Annotated in this window: 16 protein-coding genes, 1 tRNA gene and 1 other RNA gene; 14 read left to right on the top strand and 4 right to left on the bottom strand. The window is 62.1% G+C overall.

Annotation, left to right across the window (positions count from 1 at the left end):
* Positions 1 to 8 precede the first annotated feature (8 nt).
* The 5 genes from ABZS45_RS09745 to ABZS45_RS09725 are packed head-to-tail and all read left to right on the top strand — an operon-like array spanning position 9 to position 6,569.
* The gene (locus tag ABZS45_RS09745; protein ID WP_412099646.1) at positions 9 to 2,384 is read left to right on the top strand and encodes a hypothetical protein; all 2,376 of its coding nucleotides are present in this window, start codon (positions 9 to 11) and stop codon (positions 2,382 to 2,384) included.
* Between the two features lie 2 nt (positions 2,385 to 2,386).
* A complete protein-coding gene (locus ABZS45_RS09740) occupies positions 2,387 to 4,090 on the top strand; it encodes a hypothetical protein (RefSeq protein WP_412099645.1) in 1,704 nt (567 codons plus the stop codon).
* Between the two features lie 18 nt (positions 4,091 to 4,108).
* On the top strand, positions 4,109 to 5,068 hold the full coding sequence (locus ABZS45_RS09735; RefSeq protein ID WP_412099644.1) for a hypothetical protein: 960 nt from the start codon (positions 4,109 to 4,111) through the stop codon (positions 5,066 to 5,068).
* Complete coding sequence (locus tag ABZS45_RS09730; RefSeq protein WP_144657234.1) at positions 5,068 to 6,078, top strand: TRAFAC clade GTPase domain-containing protein; 1,011 nt, start codon at positions 5,068 to 5,070, stop codon at positions 6,076 to 6,078. Before ABZS45_RS09735 ends, ABZS45_RS09730 begins: the two co-directional genes overlap by 1 nt.
* Entirely contained in the window at positions 6,075 to 6,569 is a 495-nt protein-coding gene (locus ABZS45_RS09725; RefSeq protein WP_412099643.1) for a hypothetical protein, read from the top strand. Before ABZS45_RS09730 ends, ABZS45_RS09725 begins: the two co-directional genes overlap by 4 nt.
* 28 nt (positions 6,570 to 6,597) lie before the next feature.
* Here the strand turns inward: ABZS45_RS09725 and ABZS45_RS09720 are convergent, their stop codons facing one another.
* The gene (locus tag ABZS45_RS09720) at positions 6,598 to 7,938 is read right to left on the bottom strand and encodes a hypothetical protein (RefSeq protein ID WP_412099642.1); all 1,341 of its coding nucleotides are present in this window, start codon (positions 7,936 to 7,938) and stop codon (positions 6,598 to 6,600) included.
* Between the two features lie 58 nt (positions 7,939 to 7,996).
* Here ABZS45_RS09720 and gluQRS point away from each other — a divergent pair, with 58 nt between their 5' ends.
* Positions 7,997 to 8,938, top strand: coding sequence for a tRNA glutamyl-Q(34) synthetase GluQRS (gene gluQRS / locus ABZS45_RS09715; protein WP_412099641.1), 942 nt, complete (start codon positions 7,997 to 7,999; stop codon positions 8,936 to 8,938).
* A gap of 11 nt (positions 8,939 to 8,949) precedes the next feature.
* Complete coding sequence (locus tag ABZS45_RS09710; protein WP_412099640.1) at positions 8,950 to 9,285, top strand: hypothetical protein; 336 nt, start codon at positions 8,950 to 8,952, stop codon at positions 9,283 to 9,285.
* A gap of 100 nt (positions 9,286 to 9,385) precedes the next feature.
* On the opposite strand, the gene ABZS45_RS09705 is transcribed toward ABZS45_RS09710, so the two are convergent.
* Positions 9,386 to 9,474: transfer RNA gene (locus ABZS45_RS09705), tRNA-Ser, on the bottom strand.
* A 166-nt stretch (positions 9,475 to 9,640) separates the two neighbouring features.
* Here ABZS45_RS09705 and ffs point away from each other — a divergent pair.
* From ffs to ABZS45_RS09670, 7 genes are all read left to right on the top strand, one after another.
* An RNA gene (gene ffs / locus ABZS45_RS09700) (signal recognition particle sRNA small type) lies at positions 9,641 to 9,739 on the top strand.
* Between the two features lie 81 nt (positions 9,740 to 9,820).
* A complete protein-coding gene (locus ABZS45_RS09695; protein WP_412099639.1) occupies positions 9,821 to 11,092 on the top strand; it encodes an aminotransferase class I/II-fold pyridoxal phosphate-dependent enzyme in 1,272 nt (423 codons plus the stop codon).
* Positions 11,040 to 11,654: a suppressor of fused domain protein gene (locus ABZS45_RS09690; RefSeq protein WP_412099638.1), complete on the top strand. Its 615-nt coding sequence runs from the start codon at positions 11,040 to 11,042 to the stop codon at positions 11,652 to 11,654. Before ABZS45_RS09695 ends, ABZS45_RS09690 begins: the two co-directional genes overlap by 53 nt.
* Positions 11,655 to 11,686: 32 nt before the next feature.
* The gene (locus tag ABZS45_RS09685) at positions 11,687 to 14,269 is read left to right on the top strand and encodes a DNA polymerase III subunit gamma and tau (RefSeq protein WP_412099637.1); all 2,583 of its coding nucleotides are present in this window, start codon (positions 11,687 to 11,689) and stop codon (positions 14,267 to 14,269) included.
* Positions 14,270 to 14,326: 57 nt separating this feature from the next.
* Entirely contained in the window at positions 14,327 to 14,707 is a 381-nt protein-coding gene (locus tag ABZS45_RS09680; RefSeq protein ID WP_010190004.1) for a YbaB/EbfC family nucleoid-associated protein, read from the top strand.
* A gap of 113 nt (positions 14,708 to 14,820) precedes the next feature.
* On the top strand, positions 14,821 to 15,477 hold the full coding sequence (recR, locus tag ABZS45_RS09675) for a recombination mediator RecR (RefSeq protein WP_070731493.1): 657 nt from the start codon (positions 14,821 to 14,823) through the stop codon (positions 15,475 to 15,477).
* 269 nt (positions 15,478 to 15,746) lie between these two features.
* Positions 15,747 to 15,872: an exonuclease domain-containing protein gene (locus tag ABZS45_RS09670; RefSeq protein WP_412099636.1), complete on the top strand. Its 126-nt coding sequence runs from the start codon at positions 15,747 to 15,749 to the stop codon at positions 15,870 to 15,872.
* Positions 15,873 to 15,954: 82 nt separating this feature from the next.
* On the opposite strand, the gene ABZS45_RS09665 is transcribed toward ABZS45_RS09670, so the two are convergent.
* Both ABZS45_RS09665 and ABZS45_RS09660 read right to left on the bottom strand, forming a co-directional pair.
* Complete coding sequence (locus ABZS45_RS09665; protein ID WP_412099635.1) at positions 15,955 to 17,436, bottom strand: multicopper oxidase domain-containing protein; 1,482 nt, start codon at positions 17,434 to 17,436, stop codon at positions 15,955 to 15,957.
* 71 nt (positions 17,437 to 17,507) lie between these two features.
* Positions 17,508 to 18,083, bottom strand: a complete 576-nt coding sequence (locus ABZS45_RS09660) for a CueP family metal-binding protein (protein WP_412101164.1) — start codon at positions 18,081 to 18,083, stop codon at positions 17,508 to 17,510.
* Positions 18,084 to 18,434: the final 351 nt, after the last annotated feature.

The following is an 18,434-nucleotide window of genomic DNA, read 5'->3' as shown; positions in this document are numbered from 1 at the left end:
GAACGTTGATGACACACAACCCGAAACCTTCGATCACGGATATGCCGCTGAGCGAGCTTAAGTCCCTGCACCAGCTCAAGCGCGTGAACGCCGATGATGTGCGCGCGGCCGTATCGGCACCGTTTAGGCAGTTCGCCGAACAGATTGCCGCCGCATATAACGGCGAAGAGGTGGCCCACCCAGAGCTGAGCGCACAGGCGCGCAACGCAGCGGCCCAGGAAGAACGTGCCGCGCAAGAGAGGGCAGCGCAGGAGCGCGCAGAACGCGAGCGTGCCGCACAGGCTGAAGCGCAGGCCCGCCAACGCGAGCAAGCACAGCGTGCCGCTGCAGCCGGCGGTGTGGCGCAGGCAGGCCCCGCGCCTCAACCAGAACCGGTGCAAGCAGCGGCACAGCCGCACGATTTCTTCGCCGAGTGGGAGGCACTGCAGGCAGAAGAAGAGCAAAAGACTCAGGTCAACGAAGAGGACTACATCAGAATCCCGAACTTCGGGATTAAGGCGGAGTATCAGTTCCGCCAGGACCCGAACTGGGAAGCCCCCGGCATCGAGTTTGAAGTTGAGGTGCCGCAAGAGGCGGCGCTGGAGCAGGAATCTCAAGAAGAGCCTGGCTACGGCATAGAACCAGAACCGGAGCCGGAGGATTCCGATCAGCGCCATCCGGTGCGCCTGTGGTGGCCGGAGCTCGAGCACGCGCCGGATGAGGTGGTGTTCTACCGAGTCGTCGCCGATGACGCAGAGATGGTGGCGTCCCCGGATGCCGGTGACACCCTCGTCTACACGAAGGGAACCGCCTACCGCGAACACGAGCCGGGCGAGACAGGCTTGCGCCACTACGCGGTATGGGCTTATAAGGGCCGCGACCTTCGTGAGCTTGTCAACAGCCAGCCGGTATTCATGGGAGACACGGGCGTGGTCTTCCCGCCGGTGAACGTTCAGGTGTCCACCATCAAGGGAGCCATCCAGGTGTCCTGGGACCTGCTGCCGGGGCACTCGAGCGCCATGGTTTATGCCTGCCGCGATAGCGAGAAGGAAAAGCTGTCCCCGCGCTTCGAACAAGACGTGGACAGCAGCGGGCGCAAGGCGACTATTCCGGTGCAAGAGACCGGACAGACCGTCGTCATCTCCTTGCTGGGCCAGGCGGAGTTCCACGGCGCTACTGAGCAAAGCCAAGACGAAGTCGCAGTCCAGCGCTCCGTGAAGCTCGCCAGCGAGCTGGAGAAGCTGGAGCTCTCCCGTTGCGAGCGCCGCAGCGAATACGGACAGGACACCATCGAGGTGGATTGGTACTCGCCCAAGACCGGTGAGGTAAAGATCTATCTCACGCCCACCGCCCCGCAGGCGGACCTGCGTACGTCTGCGGTGCCGAAGACCTACGTCGAAAGCGCGCTGTCGAGTGCTATCAGTGAGACCCGCGGTGTGTCCGAACCTGGCTCCTTCCAAACCACCACGGTGCCGTGGCCGCCAGATTGGTACGAGGTTTACATCACCCCAGTGAACTTCAACGATGCTGATGCCTGGGTAGGCGAATCCAAGGTGCTGCAGCGCGTGCAGTCCATTGAGGATGACCAGTTCCGGCTCATTGAGCGCGTGGACAGCCAGCTTATTACCTTCGATTGGCCGAAGGGCGCAACGGCGGTGGAGTATTCCACCAACCGCGAGCACGATCAGATCCGCGAAGAGGACTACGACCTCCAGGGAGGCATCCGCCTGCACCTCGATCAGCACGGCGATACCGTGCGGCTGAAGCCTTACGCGGTCTTCGCGGGCAAGCGCACCGAGGGCAATGAGCGCGTGATCCAGTACGAAGGTCTGCGCCCAGTGACCTATGACTTTGAGGTCGATTCCTCCCAAGGCCAAGTCAGGGTGTTCCTCTGGAGCTTGGGCAACGGCGATAAGCGCCAGTTCTCCTGTCAGGTGGTTTACCGCGCTGACCGCCTGCCGCTTTTCCCCGAAGACGGCGAGGCGCTCGGCATTGTGGAGACCAATCTGCAGAGCACCACGCACGTGGCTCATGGCTTGGGCCCGATGCGCGGGCAGCACCCAGATTTCACGGTGGCATTAGGCGAGCGCATTCAGCGCGGCGGCTTCGTCCGCCTGTTCGCCGTCGAGGGCTTTGATAGCCAGGTTGATACCTCGTTCGACAGCTTCGGTGGTGATGATGCCTTCAGTGGTTTCTCGGAAAGCTACAGCGATGCCTCCTCGACGCTGAGTGCATCGGATAAAGCCGTGGTGGTAGAAGGCGATGTGTCCTACCGACTGGGGCTGTACCCACCCGTGCAGAATCAGGCTCCTAACTATGAGGCGCAGTGTGAGCAGCAGAACTACGACCAGCAGACCTACGGGCAGGATTATTCGCAGGATCAGTACTTCCAAGGAGGCCAGTAGTTATGGGCGGCGCCTTTAGCTATGCATCTTTTTCCCGCGCCAATGGCCGCGCCGGTGGTTGGGGAGTGGGCCAGAAGGCCGGCGATATTACCCAGGAGGAGCTGGCTGAGCTGGTGTCCTTCGTGCCGACTTCGCTCAACAACGGCACGACGATCCCGGATTTCCCCTCTGCCCAGCAGCGCGCGGAACTGGTTCGCCGTACCGCGGTCTTTGCGCTCACCCCTGAGGCGGAAAAGTGGGTCACCATGGTGTCTGTCCCCGCGGGCCTGGATGCGACCGGCCGCGGCGGCAACGTCTTTACCTACACCTCGATTTCGCGCACGGGAACCCCGCCGGCACCGGCGACCGTCCTGTTTTCCCCTGATGTTCCAGCACCTTTTTCCATCTATGAGGTGGATAAGGTGCAGATTCCGGAAAAGATCTCAGCGCGCGGCCCGTTGCACTCGGATGTGTTGTTGGAAGAGTTTCTGGATGGCGAATTCCGCTACCCAGAGAAGCTTCCCGCACCGTTCAAGGCGGTAACCCCGAACCCGAATCCGAGTTTCAACCGTGCACTGGTTTCTGCCATGGCCACAGTGTTGAATTCCCGCAACGGCCTGGTCATTCTCGTGGCCCCTGATAACCAGGCAGCGCTGTGGATTGCTGCCACCGCCCGCGAGGTGGGGGAGGATGGTTTCGGCTTCTCCACTTTTGAAAAGGCCGCCGCCATCAATGAGTTCCCGCTGAGCACTTCCACCATGCTCGTGGTACCGCCGAGCGAGAAGCAGCGTCTCGCGGAGACGGCGATCCCCGGCAATCCGGTCGTGTTCGCCCTCGATGAGGCCCTGCCAGACGTCAGCGCTTATGAAGCAAATACTGCGGAAGAGGCTGAGGCTGTGGCCTCGGCGCCAGAGCAAGAGCAGGCCGAGCAGCGCACTGTTTCGACACCCACAGCAGAGGAGAACGCTGCAACCGGTAGCGAACCCGCGCAGCGTTTCCAGAGCTTTGACGATTCTTGGGGTCAGGCCCCAGCTGATTTCGGAGCACCTATCGCAGATTCCTCACCTTTTGCGCTCTCGGGTCATGGACCCGCGGGTACTCCGCCGAATCCCCTCGATGTGCCTGAGCCGAACACGGCGCAGGAGAACCCTTTTGCCACGAAAGCGGAGGCCGCGCCGTCAGCTGGTGCAGACACCGCGCCGGCAACGGCGTCGGGCGATAACGCCAACGTGCCTGGGCTCAGTGCCGAGGAGTGGCATAGACTCAAGAATTTCGATCCGCGCTGGTGGATCGAGCACCTAGATACCAACCGCGGCCGTTCAATCCAGTTGGCCTACCTCGATAAAATCTCGCTGGGTGAGGGGTTGGACAAGCTGTTGATGTCCGCGATTGTTGCCTCCTGGGTTTTCTACTTCCCGCGGGATTTCAACCTCCTAGCAGAGGATGCCCTGCGGCCCTGGGAGGACCGCGAGCTCGAGCACATCGGATACCTCACCGCTACGCACTTTGCGGGAATCATTGCGCTGGATCGTTGCGAGCGCTATGCCACGGGGCGCGTCGCCATGTTGCTAGATGGCACGACACAGTTGCTGGCGGAGCGCTCAGCTCCCATGCAGCAACGACCGGGCCCATCGCATTTTGGGCAGTGCAGAGAGCGGCCGCACTGGGGAGTAGCTCACGACGTTCCTGGTGAGCAAGGACGAAATACGGGATTCCACGGAAGGTAAGAGAAGGAAAGAAGCGTCATGGCTAAATACACACTGCGGGACGGAGAGTCCCGCCGCATCGGCTCAGACGGCATCCTGCGCGTCGAAGCCTTCGAGATGGGAACCGGCGGCGCGTCGATGGAGCTGGCGATTTTAGGAGAAGGCGTTGATGCCGTGCGCGTCCACGACCTCTCCATCATGGTGCACTCCCTGCCCGAGCGCGCCACCATCGTCGTGCGCCCGAAACGGAATGGGACCTTCGGCCTGCGCAGCGAGGTCCGCCTGACGGTGAGCAACGCGAGTGATTCGGTGACGTTCCCACGCGTGCTTATCGACGCCGCCGAGGACTCCGCCGAACGCCTCGCCGAGGTCACCCCGGAATCCGGCAGCTACCGCTTAGAAGCATTCGGCACGACCGAAGGCGCCGGAATCACCGATTCCGCCCGCGAAGTGCGCTCCAAGATGCGCCGCGCGGAGCTGGATGTCGCAGGCCTTGATAATGTCACCGTGGTCGTCGATGGTTCCGCCTCCATGCAGATCAATGTCACACCGAAGATCGTCGAGGCGACCGCCAAATATATCGATGCGCTCTCCGATGCTTTCCGGCATTTCCGCGCCACTGATGGGCAGGACAGCATCGAGACCCATAAGGTGGATGAGCTGACCCGTTTCATCGCGGGCGTCATTGATAGTGGAGCGGAGCGCGTAGGCCAGCGGCCGTGGCGCTTGCCGACTCTCACCTCTACGTCCTCGCTGGTCATCTACGTCACCGATTCTCCCGTGGCTTCCATGCTGGAAACCCAGGTGCCCACCGTCGTGCTCATCACGAGCGCCATCGGACGCCAGGAGCTGGAGCTCGCGCGAATTAACGGAACCCCGGCTCATGTGGCCCATGCAGTGATCGACGAGGACGTCGTCAAGCAGCTCGAATCCGGCGCGAACACGGAGCTTTCGGAATTGACTGACCGCGTCACTGCCATGCTGAAAGAGAGGAACTAATGAGCCAGGCACGTTGCCCGTGGACCTTTAAACCGCTCGAGGATGGTGTGACGGTAAGCCCGTACACCAACCGGGAGCTGCCGCAGGGATGGACCGACGCCGTGACACATTGCGTGGCCATGGCCGGCGCGCGTAACTCCGGTAAGTCGCTCTACACCGCGGTCATGATCAAGCAGCTCAAGCAGCTGGCGCACAAGCACAACCGCTCCGTCCAAGCGGCGGATGAATCCACGCGCGAGCGCTACGCCGAGGTTTATGAGAAGCCGCTCTTTGAGGAGATGCGTGCCATGGACCCCACGCCAAGTGCGGTGGCTACCGACGCCTACCAGCGCGACCCACTGATTTTTGAGCTCGGTAAGTGGCCTGATGAACAGGGACACGAGCGCATGAACTACCTGGTCTTCCGTGACGTGGCGGGTGAGGACTTGGAGAATCCTCCGGAGAGCGAAGCCGACCGCGAGAACCTCGCTTTCTTCTCCCACGCGGATTTGGTGATTTTCCTCTTTGACCCGCTGCGTGTGCAGCAGATTCAGGACTTTATCCACGGTCTGATTCCCAATATTGGTGAGCTCGGTGCGGATTCCCTGCGGGTTCTGGACAACCTGCTGGCGCTGCTCGATACGGATACCCCGCCGCCACTGGCCGTGACCATCTCGAAGTTCGACACGGTGCAGAAACTTGAGCAGGTGGATGACGTGCGCTGGAAGAAGCTCATGGCCAACCGCGGCTCCGCTTTCCGCCGGGATACCGGGTGGAACTTCCGCGATTCGGACCGCTGGATGGTCCACCTTGAAGCCGAATCGCTGTTGCGCTTCTTGGGTGCTAATGACCTCATCAACAAGATCTATTCGGCAGCTCCGCGCGGCGGTAGCTTCTTCGTGGTCTCCGCGTTGGGTGAGGCCCCGACGGGCCGACAGCTAGCCCGCAGCGGCATTGCGCCCTACCGCGTTCTGGATCCCATTCGCTGGTTGCTGAGCCAACGCGGCGTCTTTGCACAGGATGTGTCATGACTTTCGGTAGCCCACAACCTCCAGGAACCCCACAGACAGGCTCGCCTGCCGCGCCCGCACCGGACTATCGCTACGGTGCAGTCACCGATTCTGTCCGTCAGACCCGCCGTGCCGCCGATATGAAGGCGCAATGGGCACCGTGGCCGTTGAAGATTGCAGCGGTACTGGAGGTCTTCATCACGAGCTACGCGGTATACAACATCTGTCGGCTCATCGCCTTTGAGAACAGCCCGGCGGCGGTAAGCCGCACGGACCAGCTCTCCACCGAGCTCGGCGTGTTACTTGCCGTACTGGTCCTCTTGGTGTGTGCCCTTACCACCTATGTGCTGCACGCGCAGCAGTCCGCGCGGATTGCGCTGACCGTTATCAGCGCCATCGTGGTGCTGCTCATTCCGGCGAGTTCGGTCATGCCCGCGTCCATCGCATCGGCGGTGGTCATTGTGTTGCTGTGGCTGCCGGCGAACCGGCAGTGGTTCGGCGGCCAAGCGTGACAAGCCTAGGCCCCGTGCACCGCGGGGCTTAGGCCTTCTTGCGCAGCTCCTCGAGAGCGCGCACATTATTGGCCTTGGCAAAGAGGTTGAACGCAATGTGGTACATCTTGCGCGCGCGGTCTGTTGCGTCGGCGGAAGAGTAGCGATCACCTAAAAGTTCGGCGACCTCTGCAAGGGCGTTGTGCTCCGACGGCGTCGTGGCTTCGGCGACAGGGTGCCGGTCCAAGAAGTCGAGCAAAACCTGGGTGGATTTAAACATGTCCTGCGCCTGCAAGCGGAGGCTTTCGGAATACAGGACGGTCCACTTGGCGGATACGGGAAGACTCTCGAGCTTCAGCGAATCCACGTAGCGCGAGGCCAGGATGTCATAGGCCTCCTCCGGATCGCTGTGGCGAACATCGAGGGCCACGGTCTTGAGCAAAGCATGGAGCTCGCCATCGAGGTCTCCGCAGCGTTGGAACTCGCGGGCAGCAGCAGCAAAGCAGGCCACGCGCTGCTCCACGTCTGAAGAAGAGTGCTGAGCAGCATCGCTATAGAAGCGGGCCAGCATCACTGCGGGGAGCTGTTGGTACTCCTCGTCCGCCCGTGCGTTGGAGAGGATGGTGAAAGATTGCGTAGCCACGCGCTCGCAGTCGGCGGCAGAATTAGATGCCCACAGCGCGCCCACGGCGGACTCGAGGATGGTGCGGAGGATGTCACCCATCGTGGCCCCTGCGCCGTCGAAATCTCCTCCAGTGACGGCGTCGTTGATAGCCACGAATTCAGCAGCGTGTCCTTTCACTTCACTGGCTTCACCGCTCTTGGCGGATTCTAGGCGCTCTTGGAGCACGGCCAGTGATACATTGCTGTCGGTGCTTGAGGTGTTGCTGGCGGAGCCGGAGGACACCTCCGCGCTGGCTGGGGCGGATTCAGAGAAGTCTTTTTGGCTGGCCGCGGTGCGCGCTGCGGCAATCTCATTCAACGCCGTGTCGTCGCCAGCTGCAGCGGCCTTGGCTGCGAATTTCTCTGCTGCTTCAGTGTTGTCGTTATCCAGCCATGCGCGGGCCACGCGGGTATAGCCGGTAGCCACGAGCGCAGGCTGTCCGGTCAGCGCGCCCAGTGAGGCAATAGTGAGAGAATCGTCGATGTTCTCGATGGTGCCGGCAGCCACGCGAAGGGTTTCGCGGGCTTCCAGGTACTGGGCGGCGGGGACGGCGTCCTCCACGCTGCCCAAGAACCTGTCATCTGCGAGTACTCGGTTGATCTGCTCATCAATGTGGGCGGATTCATCGGTGGGAAGAGAAACCCCCGGCGCCTGGGCCCGCGCGAAGGCGAGCATCTTCTCGGCGTCGGCAGAATCAAGCAGGGGATACGTCGCATCAGAAGCCATGGGGGAGATTCTAGTAGAGGACCCCGACGCGCGCGGGACTCCTCGTAGACTGGTTGCCATGGATTTTCTCAGCCCCGCTGGGCGCTATGCCCCGAGCCCGTCCGGAGATCTGCATCTGGGTAACCTGCGCACGGCGTTGCTGGCGTGGCTATACGCCCGAAGCAGTGGGCGCCGCTTCCTTGTGCGCGTGGAAGACATTGACACGCAGCGCTCCTCCCGGGAGTCGGCACAGCGCCAGCTGGAGGACCTCGCCGCGCTCGGCCTGGACTGGGACGGGGAAGTCATCTACCAGCAGGATCGCTATGCGGCTTATGAGGCGGCGCTGGCGCAGCTTCCTACCTTTGAGTGCTACTGCTCGCGCAAAGATATTCAGGAAGCCTCCCGCGCTCCGCATGCCATCCCCGGGCAGTATCCGGGAACGTGCCGCGATCTCAGCGAGGACGAGCGCGAGGCCAAACGCGCCGAACTCGCCGCCCAGAACCGCGTGCCCGCCATACGCCTGCGTACCGATGTCACCTCGTTCACCATCCACGACGCCTTCGCCGGCGAGTACACCGGGGAGGTGGATGACTTCATCTTGCGCCGTGGCGGCCAGCCCCCGGTGGATCCGAGCCAGGGTATGGATTGGGCCTATAACTTGGCAGTTGTCGTTGACGATGCCTTCCAAGGCGTCGATCAGATCGTGCGCGGCGATGACTTGCTGTCTTCCGCCCCGCGTCAGGCCTACTTGGCGCACAAGCTGGGCTATCCGGAGCCGGAGTTCGTTCATGTCCCGCTCGTGCTGAATTCGGACAACGTCCGCCTGTCCAAGCGCGATGGGGCAGTAACTCTCCGCCAGTTACTCGCGGAGCCGGGGCGAGAACTAAGCGATGTGATCCGCCTGCTCTCCCGCTCGCTGGGATATGACGCCGAAGGGATTAATACCGCCGCGGACCTCCTCGAACGCTTTATCCCCGATAAGCTTTCGCGGGAGCCCTTTGTCTGGGATGGAACGGTGTAGAACGGAGCAGCATGGAAGCCTTTGAGTACGCCCATCTGGAAGACGGCCTGGATTACCTCTATGACTTCTTTGAAGAAGACCTAGAAAAGCGCGTGCGCGCCGGGCGCGAGCTGCTACCGGCGGGCATGGAAGACATCCTGGGGGATAGCACACTGGATGACTACGTGTGGCTGTGGATCAAAGAACCGGGGCCCAACGGTTTCCGCCAGTACCTGCGCGATGGCGGCTATGGCGAGGCCGAGGTGAAAGAGGCCTTCCTGCTTGTCCGCACCGAGTGGGGCATGAACACCCCGCCACACGTGGAGTGGCTCAAGGAAGACGGCTACGAGGCTCCCGAGTTCGATTAACAGCGTTTGAGTTGGATTGCACGGCTGGAGGGTCCGCAGTGCTAAATGAGAGAAATCCCGGACCTCTTAGCGTGATGCTGTGAAGCCCGGGATTTCCCAGTGGCGGAGGATAGGGGATTTGAACCCCTGAGGGATGTGACTCCCGCACGCGTTCCAGGCGTGTGACATAGGCCGCTAGTCGAATCCTCCGCTGGAAAACATTACATGAGCCCCCTAATGAAGCAAAATCGCCAGGTCAGCGCGAAGAACTTGAGGATTTAGGGGCGCGAGGTAAGAAGTGCGCTTGGAAGCGGGGCGGGAGCCGGGCGGTGGGGGAGCGGTTTGGCGTCGACAAGCAAGGCGCGCTAGGCTAGACCGCAGGATTCCGCGTGGCGTCCATCCTCTGAACTCCCCCAGGGCAGGAATGCAGCAAGGGTCAGGAGGCTCTGGCGGGTGCGCGGGGTCCCCTTTTATTTTGTGTGCTTTAACACGGGGGATGTAACGGGGCGTTAGTATGGTTGCCATATGTCCGCACTACGTCCCGGAAGGAAGACGGATGTCTCTTCTTAATCTTGAAAAGTCCGAGCTTACTGAGCTTGCCGCGCAGGTACGCAAGGACTACGAGGCCCTCAAGGCTGAGGGTTTGGATCTTGACTTGACCCGAGGAAAGCCGTCCAAGGCCCAGCTTGATCTGTCCAATGATCTGCTCGTCCTGCCGGGCCGCGGTCACTACACTGACGCCGCAGGCAATGACCTGCGCAACTACGGCAACCAGAAGGGCATCAAAGAGCTGCGTGATCTGTGGGGCAAGCTCACCAACATGGATCCGGAGCTCCTCATCGCGGCGGATTCTTCCTCCCTGAACATCATGTATGACCTCATCCTGTGGGCCTACACCTTCGGTACTAACAGCTCTGAGAAGCCGTGGTCCAAGGAAGAGACCATCAAGTGGATCTGCCCTACCCCAGGCTATGACCGCCACTTTGCCATCACGGAGTCCTTCGGCTTCGAGCTGGTTACGGTGCCGATGGAAGAAGATGGCCCGGATATTGAAGCAGTGGAGGAACTGGTTAAGGACCCGCAGGTCAAGGGCATGTGGGTTGTGCCGATGTTCTCCAACCCCTCGGGCGCTGTTATCTCTGAAGAGAAGACCCGCCGCCTTGCAGCGATGGAGACCGGCGCACCGGACTTCCGCATCGTGTGGGATAACGCTTATGCCGTGCACACGTTGACCGAGGATTTCCCGGAAATTCTGCCGATTCTGGACATTGCGGAACAAGAAGGCAACCCGGACCGCTTCTGGGCTATGTCTTCGTCGTCGAAGATCACCTTCGCCGGTTCCGGCGTGAGCTTCTTCGGTTCCTCCGAAGACAACCTCGAGTGGTACCTGGAGCACGCCGGTATCCGCGGCATCGGCCCGAACAAGATCAACCAGCTTGCGCACTACGAGTTCTTCGGTTCGGCGGAGGGCGTGCGCGCAATCATGCGCCGCCACGCTGCGCTGCTGGCGCCGAAGTTCGAGGCGGTACTCCGCATCCTGGATAAGAACCTCACCCACCATGAGATCGCGGACTGGACCCACCCCAAGGGTGGTTACTTCATCTCTCTGAACGTGATGGAGGGCACCGCGACCCGCGTGTGGGAGCTGGCCCGTGACGCCGGCATTCTCCTGACCCAGGCTGGCTCTGCCTTCCCGTACGGTGAGGATGCCAAGGACCACAACATTCGCTTGGCCCCGTCCCTGCCGCCGCAGGAAGAGGTTGAGGCAGCAATGGATGGCGTGGCCACCTGTGTGCTGCTCGCCGCACTGGAGAAGCTGGGGGCATAAGGCAATCAACTCTGACGAGACGGCCTTCTGGCTCGACCAGATCATCCCGGCTGACCTTGAATTTAAGAGTGTCGAGGGGCAGCGCTTGGGCTTAGCTTCGCTGGAGGGTGAGCAGTCCCTTGCGGTCACTTGTGGCTTCGCCGACGTCGATACCGGCTTGGCGCACGCCGAGCAAGGTATCGACGTACGCTGCGAGCTCCTCACCGTTGCCCGCGCCGGGCAGGCGGAGGTGGCGGCCGCGGTGAGCGCGGCGGCGGCTTTACTTACAGAGTCTGCAGGCTTGTTGCCCGCGCAACCTGGTTTGCTCTTGCCCAAGCTCTTCGCCGAAAGCGATGAGCGCTTTGCGCACTTAAGTGTGCGCCACGGCATGCTCATCGCCCCGTACCTGTGGGGCGGCCAGACCCCGCAGGTGGCGGAAGAGGGCCGCCTGACGTTGGTGTGCCAGTTGCTCATGCTGAGCGACGCCGAGTATGCCTATGCCGTCGAGGAAGGCGTGCCGGCGCTGCAGCAGGCGGTGGCGGAGCAAGGCATCGATCTACTGGATTGGCAGCGCTCGGAGTGACGTGTCGGGGCGAGGCGCTAGACTGACTAACCGTGGCTCTTTACCGGAAATATCGTCCAGCAACGTTCGCGGAAGTGGTAGGCCAAGAGCAGGTCACCACGCCCTTGTCCGCCGCCCTTGATGCGGGGCGCATTAACCATGCCTACCTCTTTTCCGGCCCGCGTGGCTGCGGAAAGACGTCGTCTGCGCGCATCATGGCCCGCTCGCTGAACTGCGAACAGGGCCCCACCTCCGCGCCGTGCGGGGTGTGCGATTCCTGCGTCTCGCTGGCCCCTGGCGGGCCGGGTAACTTGGATGTCACGGAGCTCGACGCCGCCTCTCACAATGGTGTCGAGGACATGCGTGAGTTGCGTGACCGCGCCTACTACGCGCCGGCGGAGTCGCGCTACCGCATCTTCATCATCGATGAGGCCCACATGATTTCTGCCTCGGGCGCGAATGCTTTGCTCAAGGTGGTGGAGGAGCCGCCGGAGCACGTGATCTTCATCTTCGCCACGACGGAGCCGGAAAAGATCATCGGCACCATCCGCTCGCGTACCCACCACTATCCCTTCCGCCTGCTAACTCCACCGGCGATGAAGGGGCTGTTGGAGCGCACCGTGGCCTCGGAGAACGTCCACGTGGATGACACCGTGTACCCCATGGTCATCCAGGCCGGCGGGGGTTCGCCGCGCGATACCTTGTCCATCCTGGACCAGCTGTTGGCAGGCGCGGGTCCCGATGGCTTGACCTACGATGTGGCCCGTCCGCTTCTGGGTGTCACGGACGAGGGCCTGCTGGATAACACGGTTGAATCCCTGGCGAACCAGGATAAGGCTGGGCTCTTCCGGCTTGTCGACGATGTCATTGAGGCGGGCCACGATCCTCGCCGCTTTGCCATTGACCTATTGGATCGTCTGCGGGATCTGATGATCCTGCAGGCCGTCCCCTCCGCCCTCGAGGAAGGTTTGGTCTCTGCGCCGACTGACCGCGGGGAGGTCCTTACCGCCCAGGCGCAGCGTTTCTCTGGCCCGCAGCTGGCCTACCTGGCGGAAACCGTCAACGAGCGCGTGTCCTCCCTGCGGGGCGCGACGTCCCCACGACTACTTCTAGAAATTCTGTGCGCGCACCTCATCGTTGGCTCGGCGCCTGCAGCGGCAGCCTCCGGTCAGCTGCCCAATGCCGCGTCAGCGGCAACGGGCGTGCAGCCTTCGGCACCCGCAGGGCAGCCCACCGCGCCTGCACAGCGCCAGCAATCTGCGGTCGCCAGCGCCCAGGATCCCGCGGCTGCCGCTGCGGCCATCATCGCGCAGCGCCGCAGCCGCCAGGCAGCAAAGCAGGAGGCCCAGCAACAGCAACCACAGCAGGCCGAAAAGCCTCAAGAAGCAGCCCAGCAGGCGCAGCAGACCCCAGCCCCCGAGGACTCGCAGCCCCAAGTGACAGAGCATCCTGCACAGCCGGAGGCGCAACCTGAGCCGCAGCCAGAGCAGACTAAACAGCGCCAAGAGCAGCCGGAGCGCCAGCACCAGGAACAGCACGAACAGCAGCAACAGGAGCAGACGGAACAACAAGAACAGCAGCCTGAGCCTGAGCAGCCCCACGACCCAGCCGCGGAGATTCGCGGGCGGTGGTCGGACTTGCGCGCCACCATTGGCCGTCGCAACAAGGTCGCTGAAATCATGCTCGCCGAAGCCCGTGTCCTCGGCGTGCGTGATGACACCTTGGTTCTTGGGCACACCACCGGTGCGCTGGCGGAACGCATCAATTCTCCAGGCACCAACGAGGTCATCGTGACCGTCCTTCAGGAGGAGCTCAACCGCACCCTGAAGGTCACGTGTGTCATCGGCACCGACCCGAAGGCCCACGGATTCACGGTGACTGAGCCAGTTCAGCGTACCCAGTGGAACCCCAACCAACCGCCACGTGAGGCCGCTGAGCCCGACGAGGAGGCAGAGAGTCCAGAGACTCCGGACAACGCTACTGATTCGCACTCTTCCGAAACTGCGCCAGCTTCCCCAGCCGCAACAGCATCTGAAGAGGTCGACAAGACCAGCGAACCCGAGACGAAGGAACGCGGCGACGCTAGTGATGACCCGTGGGGCGCGCCGCGTCGGATCGGGCAGCAGGGGCCGTCGTCTGAAATGACGGCGGATCAGCCCCAATCTCAGTACGGTGCGCGCGAGGAGGCAGGCACGCGACCGGAGACTGCCCCGCGCGGGGCAGCAGTGCCCCCAAAGAGGGAGGCCCGTGGCAGCCAATGGCGATCACGCATCGCGCAAGCGAGCCAAGTAGCGGCCCAGCGGGATGAAGAGTTTTCCAAGGTTCCCAAGTTTGGCAACGGCGTTCCGCTGCCGCCGGAACCGGGCCCGGACGAGGGTGAGTTCGAAGCACCACCGGAGGACTACGGTCCGCCGACAGGGATGGGTGGGGCGCCGGAAAACGCAGGCCAAGCACCTGCCGCGCCGCAACAGCCTGCACCTCAACAAGCTCCCGCCCCGCAGCCGGAATACACCCGCGCGGATGAGGAACGCGAGATGATGGAGGCCGCGCAGAATGCCGGCGAGATGGACCACCGCAATGCCACGGAAGTCGCGATGGAGCTCCTCGCACAGGAGTTGGGAGCGCGGCGGCTCTAGTTTGGCATCTGTACACTTGGCGCGTAGTGAAAATAACCGCACGAAAGGACTTTTAGCATGACTGAGAACGATCCGATGCAGCAGGCAAATGATATGAACGAGATCCTGGCGCAGGCCGCCCGCGTCCAGGCTGAGCTGGAGAAGGCTCAGAAGGAAATCCTGGCCGCCACCGTTGAGGGGAGCGCTGGCAATGGCCTGGTGAAGGTCACCATGACCGGTGGCGCTGAGCTGCAGAGCGTTTCCATTGATAAGTCCGTCGTCGACCCGGAGGATATCGATACCCTTCAGGACCTCATCGTTGGCGCCTTCAAGGAGGCCCACGCTGCTGCTGGCCGCCTGGCCCAAGAAAAGATTGGCCCGCTGTCCCAGGGCATGGGGCAGTCCCAGCAGAACTACGATGGTCCGTCCATCCAGGATGTCTTCGGCGGTAACCAGTAAGCCGCGCGTTAGACTTAAAGGCCGTTGTTGCCCTCTTGCGGAGGGCGGCGCGGCCTTTAGTTGTGTCTCCGACCGTCGAGGTCTAGGGGATTGTTGAGTGAGGGGAGCATTGCGTGTTTGAAGGACCTCTGCAGGATCTCATCGATGAGTTCTCGCGCCTGCCGGGTATTGGCCCGAAGTCAGCGCAACGCATCGCCTTCCACGTACTGCATCAAGATCCAGAGGAGATTGACCGCCTCCAGAAGGCGCTGGGAGCAGTGCGTGATGGGGTGACCTTCTGCCGCATCTGCTGCAATATTTCCCGCGAGGAAGTCTGCCGCATTTGCATCAATTCGCAGCGCGATGCTTCCACCATCTGCGTGGTGGAAGAGCCCAAGGACATCCAGGTTATCGAGCGCACCGGCGAATACGATGGCCGCTACCATGTGCTGGGCGGCGCGCTCGACCCGCTGGCGAACGTGGGCCCGAAGGACCTCAACATCTCGCAACTACTCCAGCGCCTCGGCGGCGTGCTACCGGACCGAGAGCTCGCGGACTCCACCCCGGAGAAGCCGCTTTACGACGACTCCCCGGACATCACCGAGGTCATCCTCGCTACCGATCCCAACACCGAGGGCGAGGCCACCGCGGCCTACCTCGTGCGCCTGCTACGAGACTTCCCGGGACTGAAGATCACGCGCCTAGCCTCCGGCATGCCGCTGGGTGGCGACCTTGAGTTTGTCGATGAGCTGACGCTTTCGCGTGCGTTGAGCGGCCGCCTAACGGTTTAAACCGGCGCTTCAGAAAATAGAGAATTAACCGTTGAACTTTCTCTCCAGAGCTTCCATATCGGTAGGACTCATGGGGATTTCGGTTGTGGAAAAACAACTGCGATCCACACTCACCCTGTGGACAACCCGCACGGCGCCAGTGTGGGTATCCACAGAAATTCACGTTGGTTGCAGTGTTCGATAGCGTTTAGGCCGGCATGTCGGTATGGGCCCCTAGGCTTGGGGCCATAGGCTTTTTAGAAAACCTCCTCAACCGCTACACCCCTCGCATGCCGGGCAAGCCTGTCTTTGCCTTCATTGATACTGAAACCACCGGCTTTAACAAGCGCTACGACCGCATCATTGAACTTGCTGCCGTGCGCGCTGACGCATACTTCAATCCCGTCGACTCCTAGCACACATTGCTCAACCCTGACACTAACGCCGTGTCCACTACTCGGGGGCACCCCACCTCGGCACTCAACCCTGCTGTAGGGGTTACTCGTAGCGAAGCGAGCTGAACATCCCGGTTTCCATGTGATAGGCGTTATGGCAGTGAAATGCCCACTCACCGGGGTTGTCAGCGATTAGGTCGGCGATCACGGTTTCACCGTGGCGGAGAAGGACGGTGTCCTTGCGTAGCCCGCCGCTGCCGGGCAGCGCCCACGTGTGGCCGTGGATGTGCATGGGATGGGGCATCATGGTCCTGTTGCGCATGACCATCCGCAGGCGCTGGCCCTCCTGCACGGTCGCGGAGGAGGATTGGCCGTCGGTGAGAATGCTCCATTCATAAGGCATCATCTGCCCGCCCAGGTCGATGCTGACTTCTCGGTCTGGTGTGTCCTCGGGCAGGAGTGCACGGTCTGCTGGCTTCAGGGAGGACAGAAGCAGTCCGGTGGACGACAACTCGGGGAAGTCGACATCGGGGTGGGGGGCCTGGCCGCCGGCGGTGCGGATGACGGCGAAGGCGCGGTCGTCCTTACCTACCGCCAAAGCCGTGAGCGGGAAGATGCCGTCGCCGAGCATGACCTCGACGTCGACACGCTCGCCCATCGACAGGTAGATCGATTCGGTCTCCCGGGGCTGGACGGGGAAGCCGTCGGTGTGGGTGACGGTCATGCGGTGACCACCGAGGGCCACCTTGAAGATGGTGTCACCGCCGGAGTTGATAAACCGCAGGCGGGCCTTGTCGCCCGGGCGAGCCTCGAAGGTCCGGTGAGCACGGGGGATACGTCCGTTGATGAGGTAGTGCGGATACATCACATCGCCGGCATCCCCGCCCAGTACCCGGTCCGGGGTGCCGTGCATCATATGGCCGTGGCCTCCCATCCCCTTCTTCCCGTTATGGTCGCCCGAACCCATTCCGGTGAGCTTGTCGAGCTCATCGTCGGGAGTGCCCTGAATGCCATCGACCCAGTCGTCGAGCACGATGGTCCACTCGACGTCCTGGTCCTCAGCGTCTTGCGGGTCACGGACGATCAGTGGGGCGTGGAGGCCTCGATCAAGCTGCAGGCCGGAGTGGGAATGGTAGAAGTAGGTGCCACCGTGGGGGACTTCAAAAACATAGGAGAAAGACTCGCCAGGTTCAATGGGGTCCTGGGTCATGCCGGGTACACCGTCGGCTGCGTTGTGGAGTGCGATGCCATGCCAGTGGATGGAGGTGCTCTCAGGCAGTTCATTGGTGATATCGACCTGGAGGACGTCGCCGGCGGTGGCCTCAATGGCCGCATCCCCGGTGTCAGAGACGTATCCCCACGTCTTGGCTTCGATACCGCCGATATCCAGAGAAAGGGGCCGGGCGGTCAGTGTCCGGCGCACCGTCGGCTCACCGAGCGCAGTGGGGGTAGGAGTGGGGCGAAGGGAGGAACCTGGTGCCGAGGCAGCGGGCCCAGGGTCGCTGGTGCAGGCGGCCACGGCCCCGGTGCCGGCGAGGACGAGCCCACCGAGCAGAAACTGTCGTCGGGAAAATCCGTTTATCATGATTTAACCTTCCTTGGTGTTAGATTTCAGTGATACGGGAGACAGGCGCAGGTGAGGACCCGGCTGAGCCATCACGTCAGGCGCAGGTCTGTGACACAGGTGGCACCGTCGTCGGCGGTGGAAAACTCCGTTGTGCCGGTACGCCCCTGGTAGCTGACCTCAATCAGGCCGGTGGCATCATCGGGAAGCCAGAAGCCAATAAACCCGTTGTCGAAGGTGGTTGTTGCCTCGTCCACCAGGACCTCACCGGTCGCCTCATCGGTGATCGTGACCTGGATATCCTCATTGTTGAGTTCCCCCAGGCAGGTCGTGAGGCTGTGGTAGAAGCAGTCGTGGGTGGAGGTGAGATAGGGTGCGATCGAGACATACGTCTGATTGTCGGGAAGATCGACCACGACTTCCTGGTCATCGCTCGAGAGCAGCAGTTCATCGGGATGCACTGAGGCGATCAGATCCGTGGGACGCTCAGTGACCTTCTGCCGGTCGAGGTGATCAATAATCTCCACCGCGTCCATGGCGGCCAGGCCATGGGTAGTCAGGAATGTATCCTGGGACACCGTCCCGTCGGCGGTGGGTTCCGGGTCGGCGGCCGAACACCCCGTGAGGGCGAGAGCAAGGGCGGCGACTGCAATCGCTGCTCGTTTCACGTCAATCTCCTTGGATCGTGGTAAGACCATGAGAAGACACCGCCTCAAGGTCGATGCCATACCTTTATCTAGCACGGGTGCCTGACGGACTAGAAATCAAAAACCCTGCTCACAGCCTTATAGCAGGGCGAAAAGAGGGTGAATTCGGTGAGCTGGGTCACCACCGGGGCTCCACCCCACAGTCGTGGGCGATGTCCTTCTACCCGCCCCGGGTATGCGGTGCTTGCAGTGAAATCCCTGGTGGCGCCTGCTGAACCGACCAGGGGAGGCGATGCCGCCGGCCCGGGGTGGGGCACAGGGGTGACGGCGGTCGAAGGGTTATGTTTGAAGATTTGATGAAGATTCCCCGCC

The sequence above is a fragment of the Corynebacterium aurimucosum genome (assembly GCF_046895345.1).
Taxonomy (GTDB): domain Bacteria; phylum Actinomycetota; class Actinomycetes; order Mycobacteriales; family Mycobacteriaceae; genus Corynebacterium; species Corynebacterium aurimucosum_G.
The sequence above is the reverse complement of the archived record's forward strand: the minus strand, read 5'-3'. Positions and strand labels throughout refer to the sequence as shown.

Bases quoted from the DNA above. Each gene is read 5' to 3' on its own strand.
- ABZS45_RS09745 (WP_412099646.1), top strand. From the start codon at position 9: ATGACACACAACCCGAAACCTTCGATCACGGATATGCCGCTGAGCGAG.
- ABZS45_RS09740 (WP_412099645.1), top strand. From the start codon at position 2,387: ATGGGCGGCGCCTTTAGCTATGCATCTTTTTCCCGCGCCAATGGCCGC.
- ABZS45_RS09735 (WP_412099644.1), top strand. From the start codon at position 4,109: ATGGCTAAATACACACTGCGGGACGGAGAGTCCCGCCGCATCGGCTCA.
- ABZS45_RS09730 (WP_144657234.1), top strand. From the start codon at position 5,068: ATGAGCCAGGCACGTTGCCCGTGGACCTTTAAACCGCTCGAGGATGGT.
- ABZS45_RS09725 (WP_412099643.1), top strand. From the start codon at position 6,075: ATGACTTTCGGTAGCCCACAACCTCCAGGAACCCCACAGACAGGCTCG.
- ABZS45_RS09720 (WP_412099642.1), bottom strand. From the start codon at position 7,938: ATGGCTTCTGATGCGACGTATCCCCTGCTTGATTCTGCCGACGCCGAG.
- gluQRS (WP_412099641.1), top strand. From the start codon at position 7,997: ATGGATTTTCTCAGCCCCGCTGGGCGCTATGCCCCGAGCCCGTCCGGA.
- ABZS45_RS09710 (WP_412099640.1), top strand. From the start codon at position 8,950: ATGGAAGCCTTTGAGTACGCCCATCTGGAAGACGGCCTGGATTACCTC.
- ABZS45_RS09695 (WP_412099639.1), top strand. From the start codon at position 9,821: ATGTCTCTTCTTAATCTTGAAAAGTCCGAGCTTACTGAGCTTGCCGCG.
- ABZS45_RS09690 (WP_412099638.1), top strand. From the start codon at position 11,040: ATGGCGTGGCCACCTGTGTGCTGCTCGCCGCACTGGAGAAGCTGGGGG.
- ABZS45_RS09680 (WP_010190004.1), top strand. From the start codon at position 14,327: ATGACTGAGAACGATCCGATGCAGCAGGCAAATGATATGAACGAGATC.
- ABZS45_RS09670 (WP_412099636.1), top strand. From the start codon at position 15,747: ATGCCGGGCAAGCCTGTCTTTGCCTTCATTGATACTGAAACCACCGGC.
- ABZS45_RS09665 (WP_412099635.1), bottom strand. From the start codon at position 17,436: ATGATAAACGGATTTTCCCGACGACAGTTTCTGCTCGGTGGGCTCGTC.